14 protein-coding genes are annotated in these 22939 nt (G+C 69.2%); 8 read left to right on the top strand and 6 right to left on the bottom strand.

Going from position 1 to position 22939, the window contains the following annotated elements:
- The first annotated feature begins 168 nt into the window (after window positions 1-168).
- Together MBR110_RS05890 and MBR110_RS05895 are read left to right on the top strand one after the other, a co-directional pair.
- Window positions 169-1998, top strand: a complete 1830-nt coding sequence (locus MBR110_RS05890) for an autotransporter assembly complex protein TamA (protein WP_181709214.1) — start codon at window positions 169-171, stop codon at window positions 1996-1998.
- 28 nt (window positions 1999-2026) lie between these two features.
- Complete coding sequence (locus MBR110_RS05895) at window positions 2027-6082, top strand: translocation/assembly module TamB domain-containing protein (protein ID WP_181709215.1); 4056 nt, start codon at window positions 2027-2029, stop codon at window positions 6080-6082.
- Window positions 6083-6179: 97 nt separating this feature from the next.
- Here MBR110_RS05895 and metG read toward each other — a convergent pair whose 3' ends face one another.
- The gene (metG, locus tag MBR110_RS05900) at window positions 6180-8345 is read right to left on the bottom strand and encodes a methionine--tRNA ligase (protein WP_059460527.1); all 2166 of its coding nucleotides are present in this window, start codon (window positions 8343-8345) and stop codon (window positions 6180-6182) included.
- Between the two features lie 375 nt (window positions 8346-8720).
- A complete protein-coding gene (locus MBR110_RS05905; protein ID WP_011885709.1) occupies window positions 8721-9362 on the bottom strand; it encodes an OmpA family protein in 642 nt (213 codons plus the stop codon).
- A gap of 352 nt (window positions 9363-9714) precedes the next feature.
- On the opposite strand from MBR110_RS05905, the gene apbC reads away from it, so the two are divergent.
- The 5 genes from apbC (at window position 9715) to MBR110_RS05930 (ending at window position 15341) form a co-directional block, all read left to right on the top strand.
- Window positions 9715-10806, top strand: a complete 1092-nt coding sequence (gene apbC / locus MBR110_RS05910) for an iron-sulfur cluster carrier protein ApbC (RefSeq protein ID WP_060044851.1) — start codon at window positions 9715-9717, stop codon at window positions 10804-10806.
- A 134-nt stretch (window positions 10807-10940) separates the two neighbouring features.
- On the top strand, window positions 10941-11477 hold the full coding sequence (gene sodC, locus MBR110_RS05915; protein ID WP_011885707.1) for a superoxide dismutase [Cu-Zn]: 537 nt from the start codon (window positions 10941-10943) through the stop codon (window positions 11475-11477).
- 115 nt (window positions 11478-11592) lie between these two features.
- A complete protein-coding gene (gene dcd / locus MBR110_RS05920; RefSeq protein ID WP_006398615.1) occupies window positions 11593-12162 on the top strand; it encodes a dCTP deaminase in 570 nt (189 codons plus the stop codon).
- A gap of 81 nt (window positions 12163-12243) precedes the next feature.
- The gene (locus tag MBR110_RS05925) at window positions 12244-14523 is read left to right on the top strand and encodes an arginine/lysine/ornithine decarboxylase (protein ID WP_011885706.1); all 2280 of its coding nucleotides are present in this window, start codon (window positions 12244-12246) and stop codon (window positions 14521-14523) included.
- Window positions 14523-15341, top strand: coding sequence for a lysozyme inhibitor LprI family protein (locus MBR110_RS05930; protein ID WP_034192600.1), 819 nt, complete (start codon window positions 14523-14525; stop codon window positions 15339-15341). The genes MBR110_RS05925 and MBR110_RS05930 overlap by 1 nt, the downstream gene beginning before the upstream one ends.
- 103 nt (window positions 15342-15444) lie before the next feature.
- Here the strand turns inward: MBR110_RS05930 and MBR110_RS05935 are convergent, their stop codons facing one another.
- From MBR110_RS05935 to MBR110_RS05945, 3 genes are all read right to left on the bottom strand, one after another.
- Window positions 15445-16128, bottom strand: a complete 684-nt coding sequence (locus MBR110_RS05935) for an HAD family hydrolase (protein ID WP_011885704.1) — start codon at window positions 16126-16128, stop codon at window positions 15445-15447.
- Window positions 16129-16231: 103 nt separating this feature from the next.
- Window positions 16232-17641, bottom strand: a complete 1410-nt coding sequence (gene argH / locus MBR110_RS05940; protein ID WP_011885703.1) for an argininosuccinate lyase — start codon at window positions 17639-17641, stop codon at window positions 16232-16234.
- Window positions 17642-17981: 340 nt separating this feature from the next.
- The gene (locus MBR110_RS05945) at window positions 17982-18791 is read right to left on the bottom strand and encodes a helix-turn-helix transcriptional regulator (RefSeq protein WP_011885702.1); all 810 of its coding nucleotides are present in this window, start codon (window positions 18789-18791) and stop codon (window positions 17982-17984) included.
- 185 nt (window positions 18792-18976) lie between these two features.
- Here MBR110_RS05945 and MBR110_RS05950 point away from each other — a divergent pair, with 185 nt between their 5' ends.
- Window positions 18977-19729: a class I SAM-dependent methyltransferase gene (locus MBR110_RS05950; RefSeq protein ID WP_181709216.1), complete on the top strand. Its 753-nt coding sequence runs from the start codon at window positions 18977-18979 to the stop codon at window positions 19727-19729.
- Between the two features lie 211 nt (window positions 19730-19940).
- Here the strand turns inward: MBR110_RS05950 and ppc are convergent, their stop codons facing one another.
- Window positions 19941-22934, bottom strand: a complete 2994-nt coding sequence (gene ppc, locus MBR110_RS05955) for a phosphoenolpyruvate carboxylase (protein WP_014723456.1) — start codon at window positions 22932-22934, stop codon at window positions 19941-19943.
- Between the last annotated feature and the right edge of the window lie 5 nt (window positions 22935-22939).

Consider the following 22939-nt stretch of genomic DNA (forward strand, 5'->3'; position numbering starts at 1 on the left):
TAGCGGGGAACAGCCGGTGTCAATCGCACGTCGAACGCGCTGGCCGGGCTGCCGGCCGCCGGCGTTGCGTGCAAGCATCAAAGCGGCGCCGCTGCGGGCGCGGCCGCGGCCGTGTGGTCAAATACAGGGTTTTCCACGAAATCACGACAACCGAGGGCGAGGTCATATTTGGCGGGTCCGGCGAACCACTACCACGCAGATACGGCGCACGACGCGGCCGCACGTTCGGCCCGCGATTCGCGCCGGCGCTCGCGGCGCGGCGCCGCCACCGCGGCGCGGGCCGCCGTCGCGGGCTGCGTCGCCGCATTCTTCGCGCTGCCCGCCTATGCCAAATACGACGTCGACATCGACGCGCCGCGCGCGATCCGCAAGCTGCTCGGCGCGCACCTCGACATCGCGCGCTTCGCGAAGCGCGACGACATCAGCGACGATCAATTCGACTTCCTCGTGACGGCCACGCCGCAGCAGGTGCGCGACCTGACCGCGACGGCCGGCTATTTCTCGCCGGTCGTGCGCACCGACGTGCGCAGCCGCGAGGGCAAGCGCGACGTGCGCGTCGCCGTCGACCCGGGGCCGCAAACCGTCGTCTCGGCGGTCGACCTGACGTTCAAGGGCCCGGTCGACGCCGAAGACCCGAAGCAGGAGGCCGCGACGCGCTTCGCGTTCTCGCTGAAACCGGGCGACCCATTCACGCAGTCCGACTGGGACGGCGCGAAGAACGCGGCGCTCAAGCAGTTGCAGTCGCGCCGCTACCTCGGCGCGAAGATCGTGTCGTCCGAGGCGCGCGTCGATCCGCGCACGCAGCGCGCGACGCTGGCCGTCACGTTCGACAGCGGCCCGACCTTCACGATCGGCAAGCTCGATGTCGACGGCGTGCGCCGCTATCCGGAAAAGATCGTCACGAACGTCAATCCGCTGTCGGAAGGCGAGATCTACGACGTGCAGCGCATCGCCGAGCTGCAGCGGCAGCTGCAGAACACGCCGTACTACGCGAGCGTCGCGATCGACGTCGGCGACGACACGTCGAAGCCCGAACGCACGCCCGTACACGTGAAGGTCAGCGAGTTTCCGTACAACAGCATCCGCGGCGGCGTCGGCTACGCGACGGACACGGGCCCGCACGTGCAGGGGTCGTACACGTACCTCGACACGTTCGGCGCCGCGTGGCCGCTCACCGTGTCGGGCCGGCTCGACCAGATCCAGCAGTACGGGCTGGTCCAGCTGTCGATGCCGCCCGGCCAGAAAGGATGGACCAACAGCGTGCTCGCGTCGTACACGAACACCAACGTGTCGGGCACGCGGATCTACAGCGCGCGGGTCGGCGCGCAGCGCACGCGCTCCGGCCAGTTCATCGACTACGCGTACTCGCTGATGTACTACCAGGACCGGCTCGACCAGAACAGCGCCGGCCCGACCACGAGCCGCGCGCTGGTGCCGCAGTGGTCGTGGACGCGCCGCAACGTCGACGATCCGCTGTTCCCGCGTTCGGGCAACCTGATCCACGCGGAAGCCGGCTTCGCGATCAAGGGCGTGCTGACCGACCAGACCTTCATCCGCGGCTACGCGCGCGGCCAGCAATACCTGCCGATCGGCAGGCGCGACCTGTTCGTGTTCCGCGCCGAGCTCGGCGGCGTGTTCACCAGCGGCAGCTCGGCCGGCGTGCCGGCATCGCTGCTGTTCCGCGCGGGCGGCTCGAACTCGGTGCGCGGCTACGGCTATCAGAGCATCGGCAACAACGTCGACGGCTCCGTGCTGCCGACCAAGTACCTCATGACCGGCACCGCCGAATACCAGCACTGGTTCAACCACGACTGGGGCGCCGCGACGTTCTTCGACATCGGCACCGCGACCGATGCGTGGGGCGAGCGCGTGTTCTATCCGGGCGTCGGCATCGGCGCGCGCTGGCGCAGCCCCGTCGGCCCGATCAACGTCGACGTCGCATACGGGCTGCGCAACCGCAGCGTGCGCCCGTACCTGACGCTCGGCATCGCTTTCTGACCTCGCAGCCCGATCCACGACGAACCGCATGACGAAGGACCCGAACGACACGCCGCCGCCTCACGATCCGGACTCGCCCGAGGGGGCGCCCCACGGTGAGCCCGACCCGCCGCCGCGTGCGCGGCGGCGCGGCCGCGCGTGGCGCGTCGTCGCGTGGACGCTCGCGACGCTCGTGTTGCTGGTCGTGCTGGCGGTCGCGCTCGTGCTGGCCGCGGCGACCACCGAGCGCGGCACGCGGCTCGCGTGGCAGAGCGCGGTGCGCGTGCTGGGCGGGCGCCTCGCCGGCACGCTCGAGGGCGGGTCGCTCGCGACCGGCGTGCGGCTGCGCGACTTCGCGTGGACCAGCCCGGCCGGCGCGGGCACCGAAGTGCGGATCGATCGGCTCGACGGCCGCTGGGCGCTGACGCGCGCGCCGTGGCGCCTGTCGATCGCGTATCTGCGCGCGGGCACCGTCGACGTGCGGATCGTGCCGGGACCGTCGAAGCCGTCGACGCCGCCGCAGGATCTGCGCGTGCCGCTGCAGTTGCGCATCGACGACCTGCGCGTCGATCATCTGGCGATCCACGAAGGCGCATCGACGACCCAGCTCGACCATCTCGCGCTGAACGGCCGCAGCGACGGCCGTCACCACGAGCTCGCGCTCGACGGCGTCGACACGCCGTACGGCGCGCTGACCGCGCGCGCCAAGCTCGACGGCGTGAAGCCGTTCGCGCTGACGGGCACCGCGACGTACGCGGGCAAGCTGTCGGACGAACCGGTCAACGCGAGCGCGAACGTGTCGGGTTCGCTCGAAGCGCTCGTCGCCGACGTGTCCGCGAGCGGGATGAAGCTGAACGGCCGCGCGCACGTCGAGGCCGCGGCGTTCGGCGCGGTGCCGCTCACGCGCGCGTCGCTGGCGTTCGATCACGTGAATCCGCAGGCGTTTGCGCCCGGCGCGCCGGCCGCCGACCTCGCGCTGCGCGCCGAGCTCGCGCCGGTCACCGCCGCGCCGGGCGCCGCGGCCGCGAAGGGCTTCGCCGTGACGGGACCGGTGTCGATCGTCAACGCGAAGCCGGGCACGCTCGGCGAGCACCTGCTGCCGGTCGTCGACGCGCATGCGACCGTGAAGCTCGACGCGCATGCGCAGCGCATCGACGGCCTCGCGCTGAAGCTGATCCGCGACGGCAGCGTGACGGGCGGCGGCACGCTGACGGGCGGCAAGGGCCGCTTCGATCTGAAGGCCGCGAATCTCGACCTCAACGCGTTCGTCGCCCAGTTGCGGCCGATGCGTCTGGGCGGCCTGCTCGGCGTGACGCTGGCCGGCGGCGTGACGACCGTCGACTTCGACCTGAACGATCCGAAGCTCGCACTGGGCGCGCGCGCGAAGGTCGCGCTGACGTCGCAGCAGACGGTGCTGTCCGACGCGCGCGTGACGGCCGGCAAGGGCCGCATCGACCTGACCGGCGTGTTCCGCCACGACGCGCATGCGAGCTACGACGCGAAGGCGACGCTGACCGCGTTCGATCCGCTGCTGCTCGCGGCGCTGCAGGCGCCGGCCGCAGGCGGCGGCAAGCAGCCGAAAGCGCCGGCGACGGCGCGGCCCAGGCGCGGCGAAACGCGCGTGTCGGGCACGCTGACCGCATCCGGCGCCTTGGCGCCGCAGTTGTCGACCAAGGCGACCTTCAAGCTCGGCGACAGCCTGTACGACGGCGTGCCGCTGACCGGCGCCGGTGTCGTGCAGCTCGCCGGGACGCGCATCCTGCCGAGCAACGTGAACCTGACGATTGCCGGCAACCACGTCGACCTGCACGGCAGCTTCGGCGCGCCGGGCGACCGGCTGCGCTTCGTCGTCGATGCGCCGGCGCTCGACCGGCTCGGCTTCGGCTTGCAGGGGCTCGTGCAGGCGCAGGGCGACCTGACCGGCAGCTTCGCGCATCCGAACGTGACGGCCGCCTACAAGGTGCAGCACTTGGTGATCGGCTCGAACCGGATCGGCGCCGCCGATGGGCACGCGGACATCCGCGACGGCGCGAACGGCACGCTGGTGTTCACCGCCGACGCGACCGACGTCGCGCTCGGCTCGCTGCAGCTGAAGTCGCTGCGCGCGAACCTGAACGGCACGCGCGCGAAGCACACGCTGGAGGCATCGGCGACGGGCGCGGCCGGCGGCCGCATGATCGACCTGACGGTCGCGGCCAACGGCGGCGTGGTCGAGAATCGCGACGGGATGCGCTGGGACGGCACCGTCACGCGCCTCGCGAACCGCGGCACGCCGACGCTCGCGCTGCAGGCGCCGCTCGCCGTGTCGGCCGGCGCCGGCCGGGTGACGCTCGGCGCCACGCAGCTCACGCTCGAAGGCGCCGCGATCGACCTGAAGTCGTTCGTGTTCGATCACGGCCAGATGCGCTCGGCCGGCGCCGTGCGCGGCGCGTCGGTCGCGCGCTTCCTCGAGATCCGCCAGGCGCTGACGGGGCAGCGCTCGCCGGTGCGAACCGACGTCGTGCTCGACGCCGACTGGGACTTCTCGCTCGGCGCGAACTCGACCGGCTACCTGCAGGTGAAGCGGCGCGGCGGCGACGTGACGATCGAGACGGGGCGCGGCATCGCATCGCTCGGGCTGACCGATCTGTCGGCGCGCGCGAACTTCGTGCCGGGCAACCGCCTCAACGTCGTGGCGCTCGCGAAGGCGAACCGGGTCGGCACGCTCGACGCGAACGTCACGGTGCCGGTGGCGCTGCGCGACGGCGTGTTCGGCGTCGTCGACGACGGCCCGCTGGCCGGCCGCATCGACGCCGACATCCCGTCGCTGCGGGCGACCGGCAACCTGTTCGGGCCGAGCTACCTGCTCGGCGGGCGCGCGGCGCTGAAGCTGACGATCGCCGGCACGCCGGTCAAGCCGAGCGTGTCCGGGATGCTGACGGGCGACGAGCTGTCCGCGACGCTGGTCGATCAGGGCGTGCAGCTGAAGGACGGCATCGTGCGCGTCAAGCTGGCGGAGAACCTCGTCGAATTCCAGCAGGTCGAGTTCCACGGCGGCGACGGCACGCTGCGCGCGATCGGCCGCGTGCGGCTCGACGGCGAGGCGCCCGACCTGACCGCGAGCATCGTCGCGGACAAGCTCGAGCTGTTCGCCGCGCCGGACCGCAAGCTGTCGCTGTCGGGCAAGGCGACCGTCGCGAACGACGGGCCGCGCGGCGCGCTGTCGATCGACGGCAAGTTCGTCGTCGATCACGCGCTGTTCGACCTGCCCGAGCAATCGGCGCCGCACCTGTCCGACGACGTCGTGATCGTCGGCCCCGAGGGCACGGTGCGCGGCGACGTGCAGACGGGTACCGCGGCGGCCAAGCCGCAGAAGGTCGAGAACAAGCCCGCGCCGTCGCTTGCACCGCGCGCGAACATCGACATCGGCCTCGGCAACGATTTCCGCTTCAAGGGGCACGGCGCGGATCTCGGCCTGCGCGGCACGATCACGGTGATGAGCGCGCCGGGCGTGCCGCTGCGCGCGGTCGGCAACGTGCGCGTGACCGAAGGCTCGACCTACACGTCGTTCGGCCGCAAGCTCGCGATCGAGAACGGCTTCTTCACGTTCAACGGCCCCGTGTCGAACCCCGGCGTGAACATCCTCGCGATGCGGCGCAATCAGGAGGTCGAGGCCGGCGTGCAGGTGACCGGCACGATCCAGTCGCTGACGGTCAAACTGGTGTCGGAGCCGAACGTCACCGACAACGAGAAGCTGTCGTGGCTGCTGTTCGGGCACGGCACCGACCAGGGCAACAACGTCGGCCAGCAGGGCACGATGACGGCCGCGCTCGCGCTGCTCGGCAGCGTGACGGGCAAGCGGGTCGCGCAGACCTTCGGCCTCGACGAATTCTCGATCGGCCGCAGCGACGTCGGCCTGACCGATCCGCAGGTGATCCAGGTGTCGAAGGCGATCAACGAGCGCTTCGTGCTCGGCTTCGAGCAGGGCTTGCAGTCGGCCAGCAACGCGTTCAAGGCGACCATCAACCTGACGCGCTTCTGGTCGGTGTCCGCGTACGGCGGCACGTTCCAGGGCGTCGATCTGAACTACACGCGGCGCTTCGACCGCTGGTTCAGCCAGCGCTGAGCGAGCCCACGCACGCACGGCCCGTGGCGCGACCATGAAAAAAGCCCCGCACGTCATCGTGCGGGGCTTTTTCGTTGTTGCGAGTGCGGTGCGCCGCTTACTTCACGCGCATGCCGGGCTTCGCGCCGCTGTGCGGCTCGAGGATGTAGAGGCCCGGCTCGGCCTTCTCGTCGGCGGCCGACGCGGCGAGCACCATCCCTTCGGACAGCCCGAACTTCATCTTGCGCGGCGCGAGGTTCGCGACCATCACCGTCAGCTTGCCGACGAGCTGCTCGGGCTGATACGCCGACTTGATGCCCGAGAACACGTTGCGGGTCTTTTCCTCGCCGACGTCGAGCGTGAGCTGCAGCAGCTTGTCCGAGCCTTCGACGGCCTGGCACGCGACGATCTTCGCGATGCGCAGATCGATCTTCGCGAAGTCGTCGATCGAGATCGGGCCGTCGTCCGCGGCGTTCGCGGCGGCGGCCTTCGCGTTCGCCTTGGCCGGCTTCGCGTCCTTCGCGGCGGCGGCGCCGGTCGCGCCCGAGGCGGCCGCCGCAGCAGCGCCGTCGGCCTGCAGCGAACCGCGGTTCGCGGCGAGCAGCGCGTCGATCTGCTTCGCGTCGACGCGCGTCATCAGATGCTGGTACGCGTTGATCGGCTGCGCGGACGACAGCGGCTTCGCGGCATCGGCCCATGCGAGCGGCGCGATCCCGAAGAACGCCTCGACGGCCTGCGCGACGCGCGGCATCACCGGCTTCAGCGCGAGCGACAGCAGGCGGAACGCCTCGAGGCTCACGCTGCAGGTCTCGTGCAGCGCGACCGCGTTGGCCGGATCCTTCGCGAGTTCCCACGGCTTCGCGCCGTCGACGTACGCGTTGACTTCGTCGGCGAGCTCCATCGTCTGGCGCAGCGCGCGGCTGTATTCGCGGGCTTCGTAGTGCGCGGCGATCGAGCCGATCGCGTTGCGCAGCTTCGCGACGAGCGGATGATTCATCGCGCTGTCCTGCACGCGGCCGTCGAAGCGCTTGATCAGGAAGCCGGCCGCGCGGCTCGCGATGTTCACGTACTTGCCGACCAGATCGCTGTTCACGCGCGCCTGGAAGTCGTCGAGGTTCAGGTCGATGTCTTCCATCGTCGCGTTCAGCTTCGCGGCGAAGTAGTAGCGCAGCCACTCGGGGTTCAGGCCCGTGTCGATGTAGCTCTGCGCGGTGATGAACGTGCCGCGCGACTTCGACATCTTCGCGCCGTCGACGGTCAGGAAGCCGTGCGCGAACACGTTGGTCGGCGTGCGGTGGCCCGAAAATTCGAGCATCGCCGGCCAGAACAGCGTGTGGAAATACAGGATGTCCTTGCCGATGAAGTGATACTGCTCGGCCGTCGCGCCCGGGCGGACCCACGCGTCGAAGTCGATGCCCTTGCGCTCGCACAGGTTCTTGAAGCTCGCGTAGTAGCCGACCGGCGCGTCGAGCCACACGTAGAAATACTTGCCGGGCGCGCCGGGGATTTCGAAGCCGAAGTAGGGCGCGTCGCGCGAGATGTCCCAGTCGGCGAGCTTCGCTTCGCCGGCGTCGCCGAGCCATTCGCGCATCTTGTTGGTCGCTTCGGGCTGCGCGAGGCCGCTGACCCAGTCGCGCAGGAACGACTCGCAGCGCGGGTCGGACAGGCGGAAGAAGTGGTGCGTCGACGTCTTGCGCACCGGCGTCGCGCCGGACACGACCGAGTACGGATTCAGCAGCTCGGTGGGCAGGTAGGTCGAGCCGCACACTTCGCAGCTGTCGCCGTACTGGTCCTTCGCGTGGCACTTCGGGCATTCGCCCTTGATGAAGCGGTCCGGCAGGAACATTTCCTTGACCGGGTCGTACGCCTGCTCGATCTCGCGCTCGGCGATCAGGCCGTTTTCCTTCAGCGCGACGTAGATCTTCTCGCTGAGCACGCGGTTTTCGTCCGAATCGGTCGAATAGAAATTGTCGAACGACACGCCGAAGCTGTCGAAGTCGCGCTTGTGCTCGGCCCACACGCGGTCGATCAGCTGCTTCGGCGTGAGGCCTTCCATCTCGGCGCGCAGCATGATCGGCGTGCCGTGCGTATCGTCGGCGCCGATGTAGTAGACCTCGTGCCCGTGCATTCGCAGCGTCCGCACCCAGATGTCGGTCTGGATGTACTCGACCAGATGGCCGATGTGGATCTGGCCGTTGGCATAGGGAAGGGCGGACGTAACGAGGATCTGGCGGCTGCCTTGCGGCGCCGCGGCCTGCACGGAAGCGAGGTCGGTTGCGGACATAGGGTCTGTAGAAGGAACGGCTAAACGACGGAAACTGCGATTCTAGCAGGGGCGCGGGTCGCCCAGTCGGGCCGGGGCGGTGCGAGGGCGGGCGCGGCGTGCGGCGCCCATGAAGTGCCGTGCCCGGCACTGCGATGTTGCATCGCAGCACGAAAATTCCGGGCAAAAAAAACCGGGGCGGATACGGCCCCGGAGCAACAACGACAAGAGGAGAATGGTGACGCGCCGGCTGCGCCAGCCGCGTACCGTAAAGACAGACCGCGGGTCGCGACAGAAGTTCGAAATTTTTTTCGATTTGTTACGGAGCCCGCGGCAAGCCTTGTGGCACGCGGCCGCGCGCCGAATGCGCGGCCTCGTCTCCGGTCGTCGTGCCGCTTACTGCTGCGCTGCGCGCAGGTAGATTTCGACGCGGCGGTTCTGCGCGCGGCCGGCTTCGGTCGCGTTGTCCGCGATCGGGTTCGACGCGCCCATGCCCTGCGCCGACAGGCGGCCGCCGGCGACGCCGCGCTGCACGAGCGCATTGACGACGCTCTGCGCGCGGTTCTGCGACAGCGTCTGGTTCAGCTGTGCCGAGCCCGTGCTGTCCGTGTAGCCGACGATCGAGGCCGTCACTTGCGGGTTCTGGTTCAGCGTCGTCGCCAGATCGTTCAGCAGCGGCGTGAATGCCGGCGTGATCGCGTACTGGTTGGTGGCGAACGTCACCGAGCTCGGCACGTTCAGCTTCAGCGAGCCGTCCGGCTGCTCGGTCACCTGCGTGCCCGTCTTCGCTGCCGACGGCGCGAGCTTGTTCTTGATCGCCTGCCAGTTGTAACCCGTCACGCCGCCGACCAGCGCGCCGACGCCCGCGCCGATCGCCGCGCCCTTGCCGCCGCCGGCCAGCGCGCCGATGCCCGCGCCCAGCGCCGCGCCCGTGCCGGTGCCGACGGCCGTGTTGTTGCCTTGCTGCGTGGCGCAGCCGGCGAGCAGTGCGCCGGCGAGTGCGAAGACGGACAGGCGAGTCGCGATTTTCATGTTCATCTTGGATTCCTCTGTTGGTTGAACGAGTCGACAACGACGACAAACATCAGGTGCGGCTCCGTTGCACGGACGCCCGGAAAACGGCGGGCAGGCCCGTGTAGACGGTTGCCGCGAAGGCGGCTGCATGCCCTGTTCGCCAGCGGGGCTGTTCGTACAGGGCGACGCATCAGCCTCTACAATATAGGCGGTTCGCGGCCGATTTGGCCCCATAGCATACCGCACGCGAAGATTGCGCCGTCGTGCGCATTCGCGCAATGGCGTGCAACAGATTCTTTCACTTTTCCTGATTTTTGCTGCGTAATTTGATCTTTTTTGACGATTGCGCGTGGAAAAACGATTTCACGGAGTTTCGATGAGCATTGACCGGGCACAAGTCGACGCCGCGCTGGCGGCTGTCGTCGACCCCAACACCGGCCGTCCGTATGCGGCCAACAAGGGCGTGCGCAACGTCGCGATCGATGGCGACGTCGTGGCGGTCGACGTGGTGCTCGGCTATCCGGCGCGCAGCCAGCACGATGACGTGCGCGCGCGCGTCGCGGCGGCCCTCCAGGCCGTGCCGGGCGTGCGTGACGCACGTGTCGCCGTGTCGCAGGAGATCGTCGCGCACACGGTGCAGCGCGGCGTGAAGCTGCTGCCGAACGTGAAGAACATCGTCGCGGTCGCGTCGGGCAAGGGCGGCGTCGGCAAGAGCACGACGGCCGTGAACCTGGCGCTCGCGCTCGCCGCCGAAGGCGCGTCGGTCGGCATTCTCGACGCCGACATCTACGGCCCGTCGCTGCCGACGATGCTCGGCATCCACGGCCAGCGCCCCGAGTCGCCGGACAACCAGTCGATGAACCCGCTGGTCGGTCACGGGCTGCAGGCGAACTCGATCGGCTTTCTGATCGACGAGGACAATCCGATGGTGTGGCGCGGCCCGATGGCGACGTCGGCGCTCGAGCAGCTGCTGCGGCAGACCAACTGGCGCGAGCTCGACTACCTGATCGTCGACATGCCGCCGGGCACCGGCGACATCCAGCTCACGCTCGCGCAGCGCGTGCCGGTGACGGGCGCGGTGATCGTGACGACGCCGCAGGACATCGCGCTGCTCGACGCGAAGAAGGGGCTGAAGATGTTCGAGAAGGTCGGCATTCCGATCCTCGGCATCGTCGAGAACATGAGCATCCACGTCTGCTCGAACTGCGGGCACGAGGAGTACATCTTCGGCGCGGGCGGCGCCGAGCGGATGGCGAAGGACTACGACGTCGACGTGCTCGGCAGCCTGCCGCTCGACATCGCGATCCGCGAGCGCGCCGACAGCGGCACGCCGACGGTCGTGGCCGACCCGGACGGCGCGCTGGCGCGGCGCTATCGCGACATCGCGCGCGGCGTCGCGCTGGCGATCGCGGAACGGGCGCGCGACATGACGTCGAAGTTCCCGTCGATCGTTGTTCAGAATACTTAAAGCCCTTGCGGGGCGGGCCTGCACGCTGTTTACGGCGCCGCGAGGCGCGGTATCATGGCGACTTTCCCCGGGTCCCTTTACCCGCCCGGCATGGCCGCCGTGTTACAACGGCCGCCAGCCGGCATGAGGATCGAATGAACCAACGACACCACGGCGCGCGCGTCGGCCGCGCGCGGCGCGCGCTGCTGACCGCCGCCGCGCTGGGCCTGCTGGCCGGCTGTACCTCCTTTTCCTCGACGCACGAGAAGCGCGCCGACGCCCAGTTGCAGCCGACCGTCGGCTCGCAGGCGCGCGGCGCGGTCACGTTCGTCGAGCGCCCGGACGGCGTCCAGGTCACTTACAACCTGGTCGGGCTGCCGCCGAACACCGATCACGCGCTGCAGGTGCACGAACGCGGCGACTGCAACGCCGGCGACGGCTCGAGCGCCGGCCAGGTGTTCGCGCCGGCCGCCGACCGGCTGCGCGCCGGCGCGCGCGTCGCCGGCGATCTCGGCAACATCCACGCGGACGCGAACGGCGTCGCCGCCGGCTTCATCGTCGCGCCCGATCTGGCCCTTGACGGCGTGCGCTCCGCGCTGAACCGCGCGGCGCTGGTCTACCGCGACCCGAGCGATCCGGCGTTCGCGCAGCACGGCGCGGGGCCCGCGCTCGCCTGCGGCGTGATCCGTTGAGCGCCGCCGCGTACACGCGGCGATCATCGCGTAAAATGTCCGGTTTTCCCGGCTGCCGCGTCGACGCGGCAGCCGCCGTCTGTCACCGTCACGCACCGTTTCCTGGCGCCCCGTTATGAGCATCAAGTCCGACAAGTGGATTCGGCGCATGGCCGAAGAACACAAGATGATCGAGCCGTTCGTGCCCGATCAGGTTCGCGCGTCCGAGGACGGCCGCAGGATCGTCAGCTACGGCACGTCGAGCTACGGCTACGACATCCGCTGCGCGGACGAATTCAAGATCTTCACCAACATCAACTCGACGATCGTCGATCCGAAGAACTTCGACGAAGGTTCGTTTGTCGATTTCAAGGGCGACGTGTGCATCATCCCGCCGAACTCGTTCGCGCTGGCCCGCACCGTCGAATATTTCCGCATCCCGCGCACGGTGCTGACCGTCTGCCTCGGCAAGTCGACGTACGCGCGCTGCGGAATCATCGTCAACGTGACGCCGTTCGAACCCGAATGGGAAGGCTACGTCACGCTGGAATTCTCGAATACCACGCCGCTGCCCGCGAAGATCTACGCGAACGAAGGCGTCGCGCAGGTGTTGTTCTTCGAAAGCGACGAAGTGTGCGACGTGTCGTACGCCGATCGCGGCGGCAAGTATCAGGGTCAGCGCGGTGTCACGCTGCCGAAAACCTGATCTGCTTGCATAACGTCTCACCAGTTTCCGGGTGACCGCTGCGCGTGACGCGCCGCGGTCGTTCTTTTTGGAGAATCGCCCATGAAGTTTCGTTTCCCCGTCGTCATCATCGACGAAGATTTCCGCTCCGAGAACATCTCGGGCTCCGGCATCCGGGCGTTGGCCGAAGCGATCGAGAAGGAGGGCGTCGAAGTCCTCGGCCTCACGAGCTACGGCGATCTGACGTCGTTCGCGCAGCAGTCGAGCCGCGCGTCGTGCTTCATCCTGTCGATCGACGACGACGAACTCATGCTCGGCGAAACGGGCCCGGACGGCGAGCTGCCCGAACTCGCGACCGCGATCATCGAGCTGCGCGCGTTCGTCACCGAAGTGCGCCGCCGCAATGCGGACATCCCGATCTTCCTGTACGGCGAGACGCGCACGTCGCGCCACCTGCCGAACGACATCCTGCGCGAGCTGCACGGCTTCATCCACATGTTCGAGGACACGCCGGAGTTCGTCGCGCGGCACATCATCCGCGAGGCGAAGGTCTATCTCGACTCGCTCGCGCCGCCGTTCTTCAAGGAACTCGTGAAGTACGCCGACGAAGGCTCGTACTCGTGGCACTGCCCCGGCCACTCGGGCGGCGTCGCGTTCCTGAAGAACCCGCTCGGCCAGATGTTCCATCAGTTCTTCGGCGAGAACATGCTGCGCGCCGACGTGTGCAACGCGGTCGACGAGCTCGGCCAGCTGCTCGATCACACCGGCCCGGTCGCCGCGTCCGAGCGCAACGCCGCGCGGATCTTCAGCGCCGATCACCTGTTCTTCGTGACCAACGGCACGTCGACGTCGAACAAGATCGTGTGGCACGCGACGGTCGCGCCCGGCGACATCGTGCTGGTCGACCGCAACTGCCACAAGTCGATCCTGCACGCGATCACGATGACCGGCGCGATTCCGGTGTTCCTCACGCCGACGCGCAACCACTTCGGCATCATCGGGCCGATCCCGCGCGACGAATTCAAGCCGGAGAACATCCGCAAGAAGATCGAGGCCAACCCGTTCGCGCGCGAGGCGCTGCGCGAGAACCCGGACATGAAGCCGCGTATCCTCACGATCACGCAGAGCACCTACGACGGCGTGATCTACAACGTCGAGATGATCAAGGACCTGCTCGGCGACCTGCTCGACACGCTGCACTTCGACGAAGCGTGGCTGCCGCACGCGACCTTCCACGACTTCTACCGCGACATGCACGCGATCGGCGACGGCCGGCCGCGCACCGGCGCGCTGGTGTTCGCGACGCACTCGACGCACAAGCTGCTCGCCGGCATCTCGCAGGCGTCGCAGATCGTCGTGCAGGATTCGGAGAATCGGACGTTCGACAAGCACCGCTTCAACGAGGCGTATCTGATGCACACGTCGACGAGCCCGCAGTACGCGATCATCGCGTCGTGCGACGTCGCGGCCGCGATGATGGAGCCGCCGGGCGGCACCGCGCTCGTCGAGGAATCGATCGCCGAAGCGATCGACTTCCGCCGCGCGATGCGCAAGGTCGACGCCGAATACGGCGACGACTGGTTCTTCAGCGTGTGGGGCCCGGACGACCTGTCGGCCGAGGGCATCGGCTCGCGCGAAGACTGGATGCTCAAGCCGAACGATCACTGGCACGGCTTCGGCTCGCTGGCCGAAGGCTTCAACATGCTCGACCCGATCAAGGCGACGATCATCACGCCGGGGCTCGACGTCGACGGAGAGTTCGGCGACACGGGCATCCCGGCCGCGATCGTCACGAAGTATCTGGCCGAGCACGGCATCATCGTCGAGAAGACGGGCCTGTACTCGTTCTTCATCATGTTCACGATCGGCATCACGAAGGGCCGCTGGAACTCGATGGTCACCGAGCTGCAGCAGTTCAAGGACGACTACGACAACAACCAGCCGCTGTGGCGCGTGCTGCCGGAGTTCGTCGCGCAGCATCCGCGCTACGAGCGCGTCGGCCTGCGCGACCTGTGCACGCAGATCCACGACGTGTACCGCGCGAACGACATCGCCCGCCTGACGACGGAGATGTACCTGTCCGACATGGAGCCGGCGATGAAGCCGTCGGATGCGTTCGCGAAGCTCGCGCACCGCAAGATCGACCGCGTGCCGCTCGACGAGCTCGAAGGCCGCGTGACGAGCATTCTGCTCACGCCGTATCCGCCGGGCATCCCGCTGCTGATTCCGGGCGAGCGCTTCAACAAGACGATCGTGAACTACCTGCGGTTCGCGCGCGACTTCAACGAGCGCTTCCCCGGCTTCCATACCGACATCCACGGTCTCGTCGCGGAAGAAGTGAACGGCCGCGTCGAGTACTTCGTCGATTGCGTGCGCGACTGATGGCGACGCGCGGACGAATCCGGACGATGCGCGCGGCGGCGGCCGCGCTCGTCGTCTGGGCGGCGGGGATCGCCGGGCAGGGCGCCGCGCACGCGGAAGTCGCGGCCGCCGACCCGATCGACGTCGCGATGCGGCAATGCCTCGCGCGGCGCGACCGGTCGTCGACGGCTGGCCAGATCCAGTGCATGGGCGAAGCGCAACGGCAGTGGCAGACGGTGATGGACGGCGCGTACCAGCGCCTGTCGAACGACGCGCCGGCCGACGTGAAGCGCGGCTGGCAGGATAGCCAGCGTCGCTGGGTCACGTGGCGCAAGGACGAGATTCAACTGCTGAAGGCCGTGTACGACACGACGCGCGGCACGTCGTATGCGATGTCGAGCGCCGACATGCAGCTGCAACCGGTGCGCGATCGCGCGCTGGCGCTGCGGGCGGCGGCCGACCGCTACGCGCCGCCGCCGGCGGCGGTGCCGGTCGCGGCCACGAGCGGCGCGGCAGCGGCCGCCGCGGCAACGGCCGCCGCGGCAACCGGCGGCAAGCCGGCGAACGCGGCGCCGCGCGATGCCGCGCTCGCCCGCGTGCGGCCGTGCGCGCAGGATGCTTCGTGCGAGCACGCGCTGTTCGACCTGAACCGCTATTACCAGAAGCTGCGCCGCAAGATGCCCGCGCATTCGGCGGCGACGCTGGTGCGCGCGCAGCGCGCGTGGGTCGCGTTCCGCGACGCGACCGCGCCGCTCGTCGGCGAGGAAGGGCGTGTCGATCTGATCGGCGCGCGGATCGCGACGATGAAGCGGCTGTCGGAGACGGCGGGGAACAAGTAACGCGCGTTGTACCGCCGGTTGGCGGGCACGTCACGCATGAACGAACGGGCACCTTCGGGTGCCCGTTTGCATATGGGCCGCGCCGGCCGCGCGGTGCCGGGCGTCAAGCCGGCTGCTGCGTGTCCAGACGGCCGAACCACGACGGCACGAGCGCGAGCGCGTCGTCGAGCGATGCCAGTACGTGCAGGCTCAGCGCGACGATCTCGGGCGTGGGCGCCTTCAGGTCGGGCACTGTGACGACCGCGGCGCCGGCGCCGGCCGCCGACTGCGCGCCGAAGTCGCTGTCCTCGAACGCGACGCACGCGTGCGCGGGCACGCCGAGGCGCTCGGCCGCGAGCCGGTAGACGGCCGGGTCGGGCTTGCCGCGCGCGACTTCGTCGCCGCCCGCGATCGCGTGGAAGTACGGCAGCACGCCGACGGCGTCGAGGCGCGTACGGATCACGTCGCGCGCGGACGACGACGCGACCGCGCACGGAATGCCGGCCTGCGCGAGCGTGTCGAGCAGCGCGCGCGCACCGGACTTCAGCGGAAACTTCGGATGCGGCTCGGGCGCGGCGAGTTGCTCGCGCACGCGGGTGCGTACGGCGTCGAACGTGTCGGCGTCGCCGATCAATCGCGCGAGGATCACCTGGCCTTCGGCGAACGAACGGCCGACGATCTGCAGGTAGTCGATCTCGGTGAGCACCACGCCGTGCGCGGTCGACACGTCGATCCACGTGTTCATGATGGTCCGCTCGGAATCGACGAGCAGGCCGTCCATGTCGAAGAGCGCGGCGGAGAAGGTCATCGTCGGTTTCCGGGAAGCGGCGAAGCGGGGCAGGCAACGGGCGGCGCGACGGCCGCCCGGATCATGGGAATGGGACGCCGAAGCGTCCGTGCGCGACGGCCGCTTACTCGCCGAGGGCGGCGCGCGCGGCCTTGATCGCCGCACGCACCTGGTCGGGTGCGGTGCCGCCCGGATGGTTGCGGCTCGCGACCGAACCTTCGAGCGTCAGGTAGCCGAACACGTCGTCGCCGATCAGGTGCGCGACGTTCGGCAGTTCCTGCTTCATCTCGTCGAGCGTCAGGTCGGCGAGATCGATGCCGCGATCGTCGCAGATCCGCACCGCGTGCGCGACGGCTTCGTGCGCGTCGCGGAACGGCAGGCCGCGCTTCACTAGGTAATCGGCGAGGTCGGTCGCGGTGGAGAAGCCCTGCAGCGCGGCCGCGCGCATCGCGTCCGGCTTCACGGTGATGCCCGCGACCATCTCGGCGAAGATCCGCAGCGTGTCGGCGACGGTGTCGACCGTGTCGAACAGCGGCTCCTTGTCTTCCTGGTTGTCCTTGTTGTACGCGAGCGGCTGGCCCTTCATCAGTGTGAGCAGCGCCATCAGGTGGCCGTTGACGCGGCCCGTCTTGCCGCGTGCGAGCTCGGGCACGTCGGGGTTCTTCTTCTGCGGCATGATCGAGCTGCCGGTGCAGAAGCGGTCGGCGATGTCGATGAAGCCGACGCGCGGGCTCATCCACAGCACGAGCTCTTCCGAGAAGCGCGACACGTGCGTCATCACGAGCGCGGACGCGGCCGTGAATTCGATCGCGAAGTCGCGATCCGACACCGCGTCGAGCGAATTCGCGCAGATGCCGTCGAAGCCGAGCGTCTTCGCGACCGCATGACGGTCGATCGGATAGCTGGTGCCGGCGAGCGCGGCCGCGCCGAGCGGCAGACGGTTCACGCGCGTGCGGCAGTCGCGCATGCGCTGCGCGTCGCGCGTGAACATCTCGACATAGGCGAGCAGATGGTGGCCGAACGTGACCGGCTGCGCGACCTGCAGGTGCGTGAAGCCCGGCATGATCGTGTCGGCGTTTTGTTCCGCGAGATCGAGCAGCGCGCCGCGCAGGTCGTTGAGCAGCCCGCCGATCCGGTCGATCTCGCCGCGCAGCCACAAGCGGATGTCGGTCGCGACCTGGTCGTTGCGCGAGCGGCCCGTGTGCAGACGCTTGCCGGCGTCGCCGATCAGCGCGGTGAGGCGCGCCTCGATGTTCAGGTGGACGTCCTCGAGATCCAGCTGCCATTCGAATTCGCCGCGCTCGATCTCGCCCTTGATCTGCGCCATCCCGCGTTCGATCGCGGCGAGGTCGTCGGCGCTGATGATCTTCTGCGCGGCGAGCATGCTCGCGTGCGCGAGCGAGCCGGCGATGTCGACGAGCGCGAGGCGCTTGTCGAAAAACACCGACGACGTGTAGCGCTTGACCAGCTCCGACATCGGTTCCGAGAAGCGGGCCGACCAGGCCTCGCCCTTTTTGTGCAGTTGGGACGTCATGGCGATTCTTCGAAGGGGAGTTGGGCGACCGTATGCCGCCGAGGGAATCCCGCAATTCTAGCATTCGTGACTCGCGCGGCCGCGCGGGGCATGGGGCGGCGTGGGGCGGAGGCCGGGACGTGCAGCCGTGCAGCGGGCCAGCGTGCAGATGCGCAGACGCCAGAGGTGCAGACGCGCTCAGGAGTGCAGGCGTACGGACGCGCCGGGGTTCAGGCGCCGGGCGCCCTGCCGCGCTGACATATCAGGCCCGGGCGCCGATGCCGGTGTCGCAGATCGCAAGTCGCGGACCGCAGATCGCAGATCGCGCACCAAGCACCGCCGCCCGCGCGCCTCCCCCGCCTCAGTCGCGCACGAGCACGACCAGCTTCAAATCTTCGCGGTGCGCGGGTTTCAGCGTGATCTGCTGATAGACGACGCGGCCGTCGGCCGGATGATCGAATTCGCGCCGACCGCCCTCGCGCTCGAACACGTCCTGCGACGCCCAGTACTGCGCGAACGCCTCGCTGCCGGCCATCAGCGCATCGATCAGCGCGCGGGTCGGCGCATCGGCGAGGTGGCGGATCGAGTCCGCGCGGAATTCGGCCGCGAGCCGGCGCGCGCGCGTCTCCCAGTCGACGATCAGCGTACGCGCGGACGGCGCCATGAACGTGAAGCGCAGCAGATTGCGATCGTGCTCGCCGTCGAGCCAGCCGGTAAACAACGCGGCGGCCGGCGCGTTCCACGCGAGCGCGTTCCATTGCCGGTCGAGTACGTACGCGGGCGTGGCGATCGCGGCGACGGTCGCCGCGAGCGTCGGCGGCAGGTCGCCCGCCGCGACGTCGGGCTCGGCCGGGTCGCGCTGCGCGGCCAGCTCGAACAGGTAGGCGCGCTCGGCCTTCGACAGCTGCAGCGCGACGGCGATGCGCGCGAGCGCGTCGGCCGACGCGGACACCGGCCGGCCCTGCTCGATCCACGTGTACCAGGTCGGGCTGACGCCGCACAGCTGCGCGACTTCCTCGCGCCGCAACCCCGGCGTACGGCGGCGCGGGCCGGGCGGCAGGCCGACGGCCTGCGGCGACAGACGTTCGCGGTGCGCGCGGATGAATTCGCCGAGCGCACGGGCGGGCGTGGCATCGAGCGGCGGGTGAGGGGCAGTGGACGGCTGGTTCATGCGAATGCGGCTGAAACGACTCGGGCGAACGGATCGACGTAAAAGGGCACGCCGGGCGCGGCAAGCGCCAGGCAGGTGTAACGAATACCAGAATAACCGCTTAACTTGTACTGGTACCAACGCGGCCCTATTGTAGCGATTCGCGCGCTGGCAGGCAGCGGGCGCATCCAACCAAGGAGCGAACGATGAAACACCACGACCAGGTCGCCGACGCATTCGGCACGACGGCTGCCGCCTATCTGACGAGCACGGTCCACGCGACGGGCGCCGATCTCGACATGCTGGCGGCCGCCGTGCGCGCGACGCCGGCGGCCGCGGTGCTCGATCTCGGCTGCGGCGCGGGCCATGCGAGCTTCGCGGTGGCGCCGCACGTGCGCGACGTGGTCGCGTACGATCTCGCGGCGCCGATGCTCGCGACCGTCGACGCCGCCGCGCGCGAGCGCGGGCTCGCGAACGTCCGCACGCAGCAGGGGCCGGCCGAGCGGCTGCCGTTCGAGGCGGCCAGCTTCGACTGGGTGATCAGCCGGATGAGCGCGCATCACTGGCACGACGTGCCGGCGGCGCTCGCCGACATGCGCCGCGTGCTGAAGCCGGGCGGGCGCGTGCTGATGATCGACATCGCGGGCAACGATCATCCGTTGCTTGACACGTATCTGCAGGCGGCCGAAGTGCTGCGCGATGCGTCCCATGTGCGCGATTACCGCGCCGACGAGTGGCTCACGATGTTCCGTGGCGCCGGGTTCGACGCGCAGGTGCAACGCCGCTGGCGTCTGCCGATCGATTTCGACACGTGGGTGCAGCGGATCCGCACGCCGGCCGACAGCGTCGCGGGCATCCGCGCGCTGTGGGCGCATGCACCGGACGAAGTGCGCGGCTACTACGCGGTGCAGCCGGACGGTTCGTTCGAGCACGATGCGCTGCTGATCGAAGCGTGCTGATCGGCGCGCAGTGACCGAAGCCCACTGAGCAACGCCCGCACCGACCGGCGCGCGCAACGCGCCGCGCCGTGCGATGAAAAAAGCCGCGATACGCAAGAGCGCGTATCGCGGCTTTCGTTTGGCCGCTGCCGTTCGCGGCGGCCATGGCGACCGTGGCGCGAACCCGGCGCGAAGCGATGCGCCACGCCCCCGCCACCGCCCCGGACGCGGATCAGCCCGTGTTGCGCAGCCCGGCCGCGATCCCGTTGATCGTCAGATGAATCCCGCGGCGCAGACGCGCGTTCGTGTCGCCCGCGCGGTGACGCTTGATCAGCTCGACCTGCAGGTGGTTCAGCGGATCGAGATACGGGAAGCGGTTCTTGATCGAGCGCGCGAGCAGCGGGTTGGTCGCGAGGCGCCCTTCGTGCCCGGTGATCTCCGCGAGCGCCTGCGCGGTGCGCTCCCATTCGGCGACGATCCGCTCGAACACGTGCTTGCGCAGCTTGCGGTCGGCGACCAGCTGCGCGTAGCGCGACGCGACCGCGAGATCGGTCTTCGCGAGCACCATGTCCATGTTCGACAGCAGGTTCGCGAAGAACGGCCAGGTCTTGTTCATCTTCTTCAGCAGCGCGACGCGCTTCGTGCGCGCGGCCACGTCCGGCGCGCCGTCGAGATACGCGCTCACCGCGCTGCCGAAGCCGTACCAGCCGGTCAGCAGCAAGCGGCACTGGCCCCACGAGAAGCCCCACGGAATCGCGCGCAGATCCTCGATCCGGCGGTTCTTCGGGTCCTGCAGCTTGCGCGACGCCGGGCGGCTGCCGATGTTCAGCTCGGCGATCTCGGTGATCGGCGTGGCCGCGAAGAAGTAGTCGGTGAAGCCGGGCGTTTCGTAGACGAGCGCGCGATACGACGCCATCGCCGCGTCCGACAGCGCCTGCATCGCGGCTTCGAACGCGGGCAGTTGCGCGGGCGCGTTCGACTGCGGCAGCAGCGACGCCTCGAGCGTCGCGGCCACCACGGTTTCGAGGTTGCGCCGGCCGATCTCCGGGTTGGCGAACTTGCTCGCGATCACCTCGCCCTGTTCGGTGAGGCGGATCTGGCCGTTCACGGTGCCCGGCGGCTGCGACAGGATCGCCTGATAGGTCGGGCCGCCGCCGCGGCCGACCGTGCCGCCGCGGCCGTGGAACAGGCGCAGCGTGATCTTGCGGTCGCGGAACAGGTCGACGAGCGCGAGCTCCGCGCGATACAGCTCCCAGTTCGACGTCAGGAAGCCGCCGTCCTTGTTGCTGTCCGAATAGCCGAGCATCACTTCCTGCTCGGCGCCCTGATGCGCGATCAGCGCCTCGATGCCCGGCAGCGCGAAGTATTCGCGCATGATGCGCGCGGCGTCGCGCAGGTCGGGAATGGTTTCGAACAGCGGGATCACCATCAGGCCGTTGCGCGCGCTGTCGTGCGCCGCGCCGAACGCACCTTCGAGCAGGCCCGTTTCCTTCTGCAGCAGCAGCACCTCGACGAGGTCGCTGACCGTCTCCGTGTGCGAGATGATGTAGTTGCGCACCGCGCGCGGCCCGAACTGCGCGCGCACCTCGCGTGCCTTCTCGAACACGCCCAGCTCGCTTTGCGCGAGCGCCGAGTATTCGATGTACGGCGAGCGCAGCGGGCGCGGATCGGCGAGCGCGGCCAGCAACGCGATCAGCTTGTCGTCCTCGGACAGCGACGCGTAGTCGGCATGCACGCCCGCGCGCGCGAACAGCTCGGCGACCACCGCTTCGTGGATGTCGGAGCTCTGGCGCAGGTCGATGCTCGCGAGGTGGAAGCCGAACACTTCGGCTGCGCGCATCAGCGGCGTGAGGCGCGGCGCGGCGAGCGACGCGCCGTGATGTTCTTCGAGCGACGCGGTCAGCACCTTCAGGTCGGCGACGAACGCTTCGGAATCGGCGTACGGCACCGCGCGCACCGGCGGCGCACCGCGGCCCGCGCTGCGCACCGGCACGGTGCCCTCGCCGAGGCGCACGCGCGCGCTCGCCGCGAGCCGCGTGTAGATGCCGATCAGCGCGCGGCGGTAGGGTTCGTCGACGCGGTGCGGCGACTGGTCCGGCGACGCGGCGGCGAGCGCCTTCACCGCGTCGTTCGCGCCCACCAGCAGGTTCGACACGGAGAGTTCGGCGCCGAGCTTGTGCACCTGTTCCAGATAGTGTTCGAGGATCACCGCGGCCTGGCGGTTGATCGCTTCGTCGAGCGTCGCGGCCGTCACGTTCGGGTTGCCGTCGCGATCGCCGCCGATCCAGCTGCCCATCTGGAAGAACGCGGGCACGCGTGCGGGCAGGCCGTGCTCGGCGAGCGCGGCTTCGATGTCGCCGTACAGCGCGGGCAGTTCGTCGAGGAAGGTGGCGCGGTAGTACGACAGCGCGTTCTCGATCTCGTCGCCGACCGTCAGGCGCGCGTCGCGCAGCATGCGCGTCTGCCACAGCGCGGTCACGCGCGCGCGCAGCATCGATTCGTTGTAGGCGCGTTCGCGCGCGGTCAGCGGCTGGTCGCGTTCGGCGAGCAGGCGCGCGATGTCGTGCTGCGCGTCGAGGATGCTCTTGCGCTGCACCTCGGTCGGGTGCGCAGTCAGCACCGGCACGATCAGCGCATCGTCGAAGAAGCGCTGCAGCACGCGCTTCGATGCGTTGCCGCTCGTCTTCAGCTGTTCGAGCGCGTACGCGACGGTGCCCGGTTGCGGCGCGGAGCCCGCGAGCGCGTGAATGCGGCGGCGGCGGTTGTGATGGCGATCTTCCGCGATGTTCGCGAGATGCGAGAAGTAGCTGAACGCGCGCACCACGCTCACCGTCTGTTCCGGCGTCAGCTTGCGCAGCTTCTTCTCGAGCGTCTGCGCGGCTTGGCTGTCGTCCTCGCGGCGAAACTTCACCGCGGTCTGACGAATCGTTTCGACGACGTCGAACACGGTGTCGCCTTCCTGTTCTCGCACGACGTCGCCGAGCAGGCGGCCGAGGAAGCGGATGTCCTCGAACAGCGGGCCGTCCTTGTCCTCGCGCGTGCGCGCGGCGGGCTTCGACGCGCCGGCCGCCTTCGTCGTGCGTTTTGTCTGACGTATCGAGTCTTTCGGTTTCGTTGCCGGTTTCGCACGGCCGTTCGCGACGGTGGCGAGGGCGCCCGTCTGGGCGTCGGTGGAGGGCAGGGCAGCATTGCGGCGCGCCGTACGCGCCGATCCGGAAGACTTCACGATGG

The organism is Burkholderia sp. MBR-1, assembly GCF_013822785.1.
GTDB lineage: Bacteria > Pseudomonadota > Gammaproteobacteria > Burkholderiales > Burkholderiaceae > Burkholderia > Burkholderia vietnamiensis.

Coding starts and splice junctions, on each gene's coding strand:
- MBR110_RS05905 (WP_011885709.1), bottom strand. CDS start 9,362: ATGAACATGAAAATCGCGACTCGCCTGTCCGTCTTCGCACTCGCCGGC.
- MBR110_RS05945 (WP_011885702.1), bottom strand. CDS start 18,791: ATGAACCAGCCGTCCACTGCCCCTCACCCGCCGCTCGATGCCACGCCC.
- metG (WP_059460527.1), bottom strand. CDS start 8,345: ATGTCCGCAACCGACCTCGCTTCCGTGCAGGCCGCGGCGCCGCAAGGC.
- MBR110_RS05930 (WP_034192600.1), top strand. CDS start 14,523: ATGGCGACGCGCGGACGAATCCGGACGATGCGCGCGGCGGCGGCCGCG.
- MBR110_RS05950 (WP_181709216.1), top strand. CDS start 18,977: ATGAAACACCACGACCAGGTCGCCGACGCATTCGGCACGACGGCTGCC.
- MBR110_RS05895 (WP_181709215.1), top strand. CDS start 2,027: ATGACGAAGGACCCGAACGACACGCCGCCGCCTCACGATCCGGACTCG.
- MBR110_RS05935 (WP_011885704.1), bottom strand. CDS start 16,128: ATGACCTTCTCCGCCGCGCTCTTCGACATGGACGGCCTGCTCGTCGAT.
- argH (WP_011885703.1), bottom strand. CDS start 17,641: ATGACGTCCCAACTGCACAAAAAGGGCGAGGCCTGGTCGGCCCGCTTC.
- apbC (WP_060044851.1), top strand. CDS start 9,715: ATGAGCATTGACCGGGCACAAGTCGACGCCGCGCTGGCGGCTGTCGTC.
- MBR110_RS05925 (WP_011885706.1), top strand. CDS start 12,244: ATGAAGTTTCGTTTCCCCGTCGTCATCATCGACGAAGATTTCCGCTCC.
- sodC (WP_011885707.1), top strand. CDS start 10,941: ATGAACCAACGACACCACGGCGCGCGCGTCGGCCGCGCGCGGCGCGCG.
- dcd (WP_006398615.1), top strand. CDS start 11,593: ATGAGCATCAAGTCCGACAAGTGGATTCGGCGCATGGCCGAAGAACAC.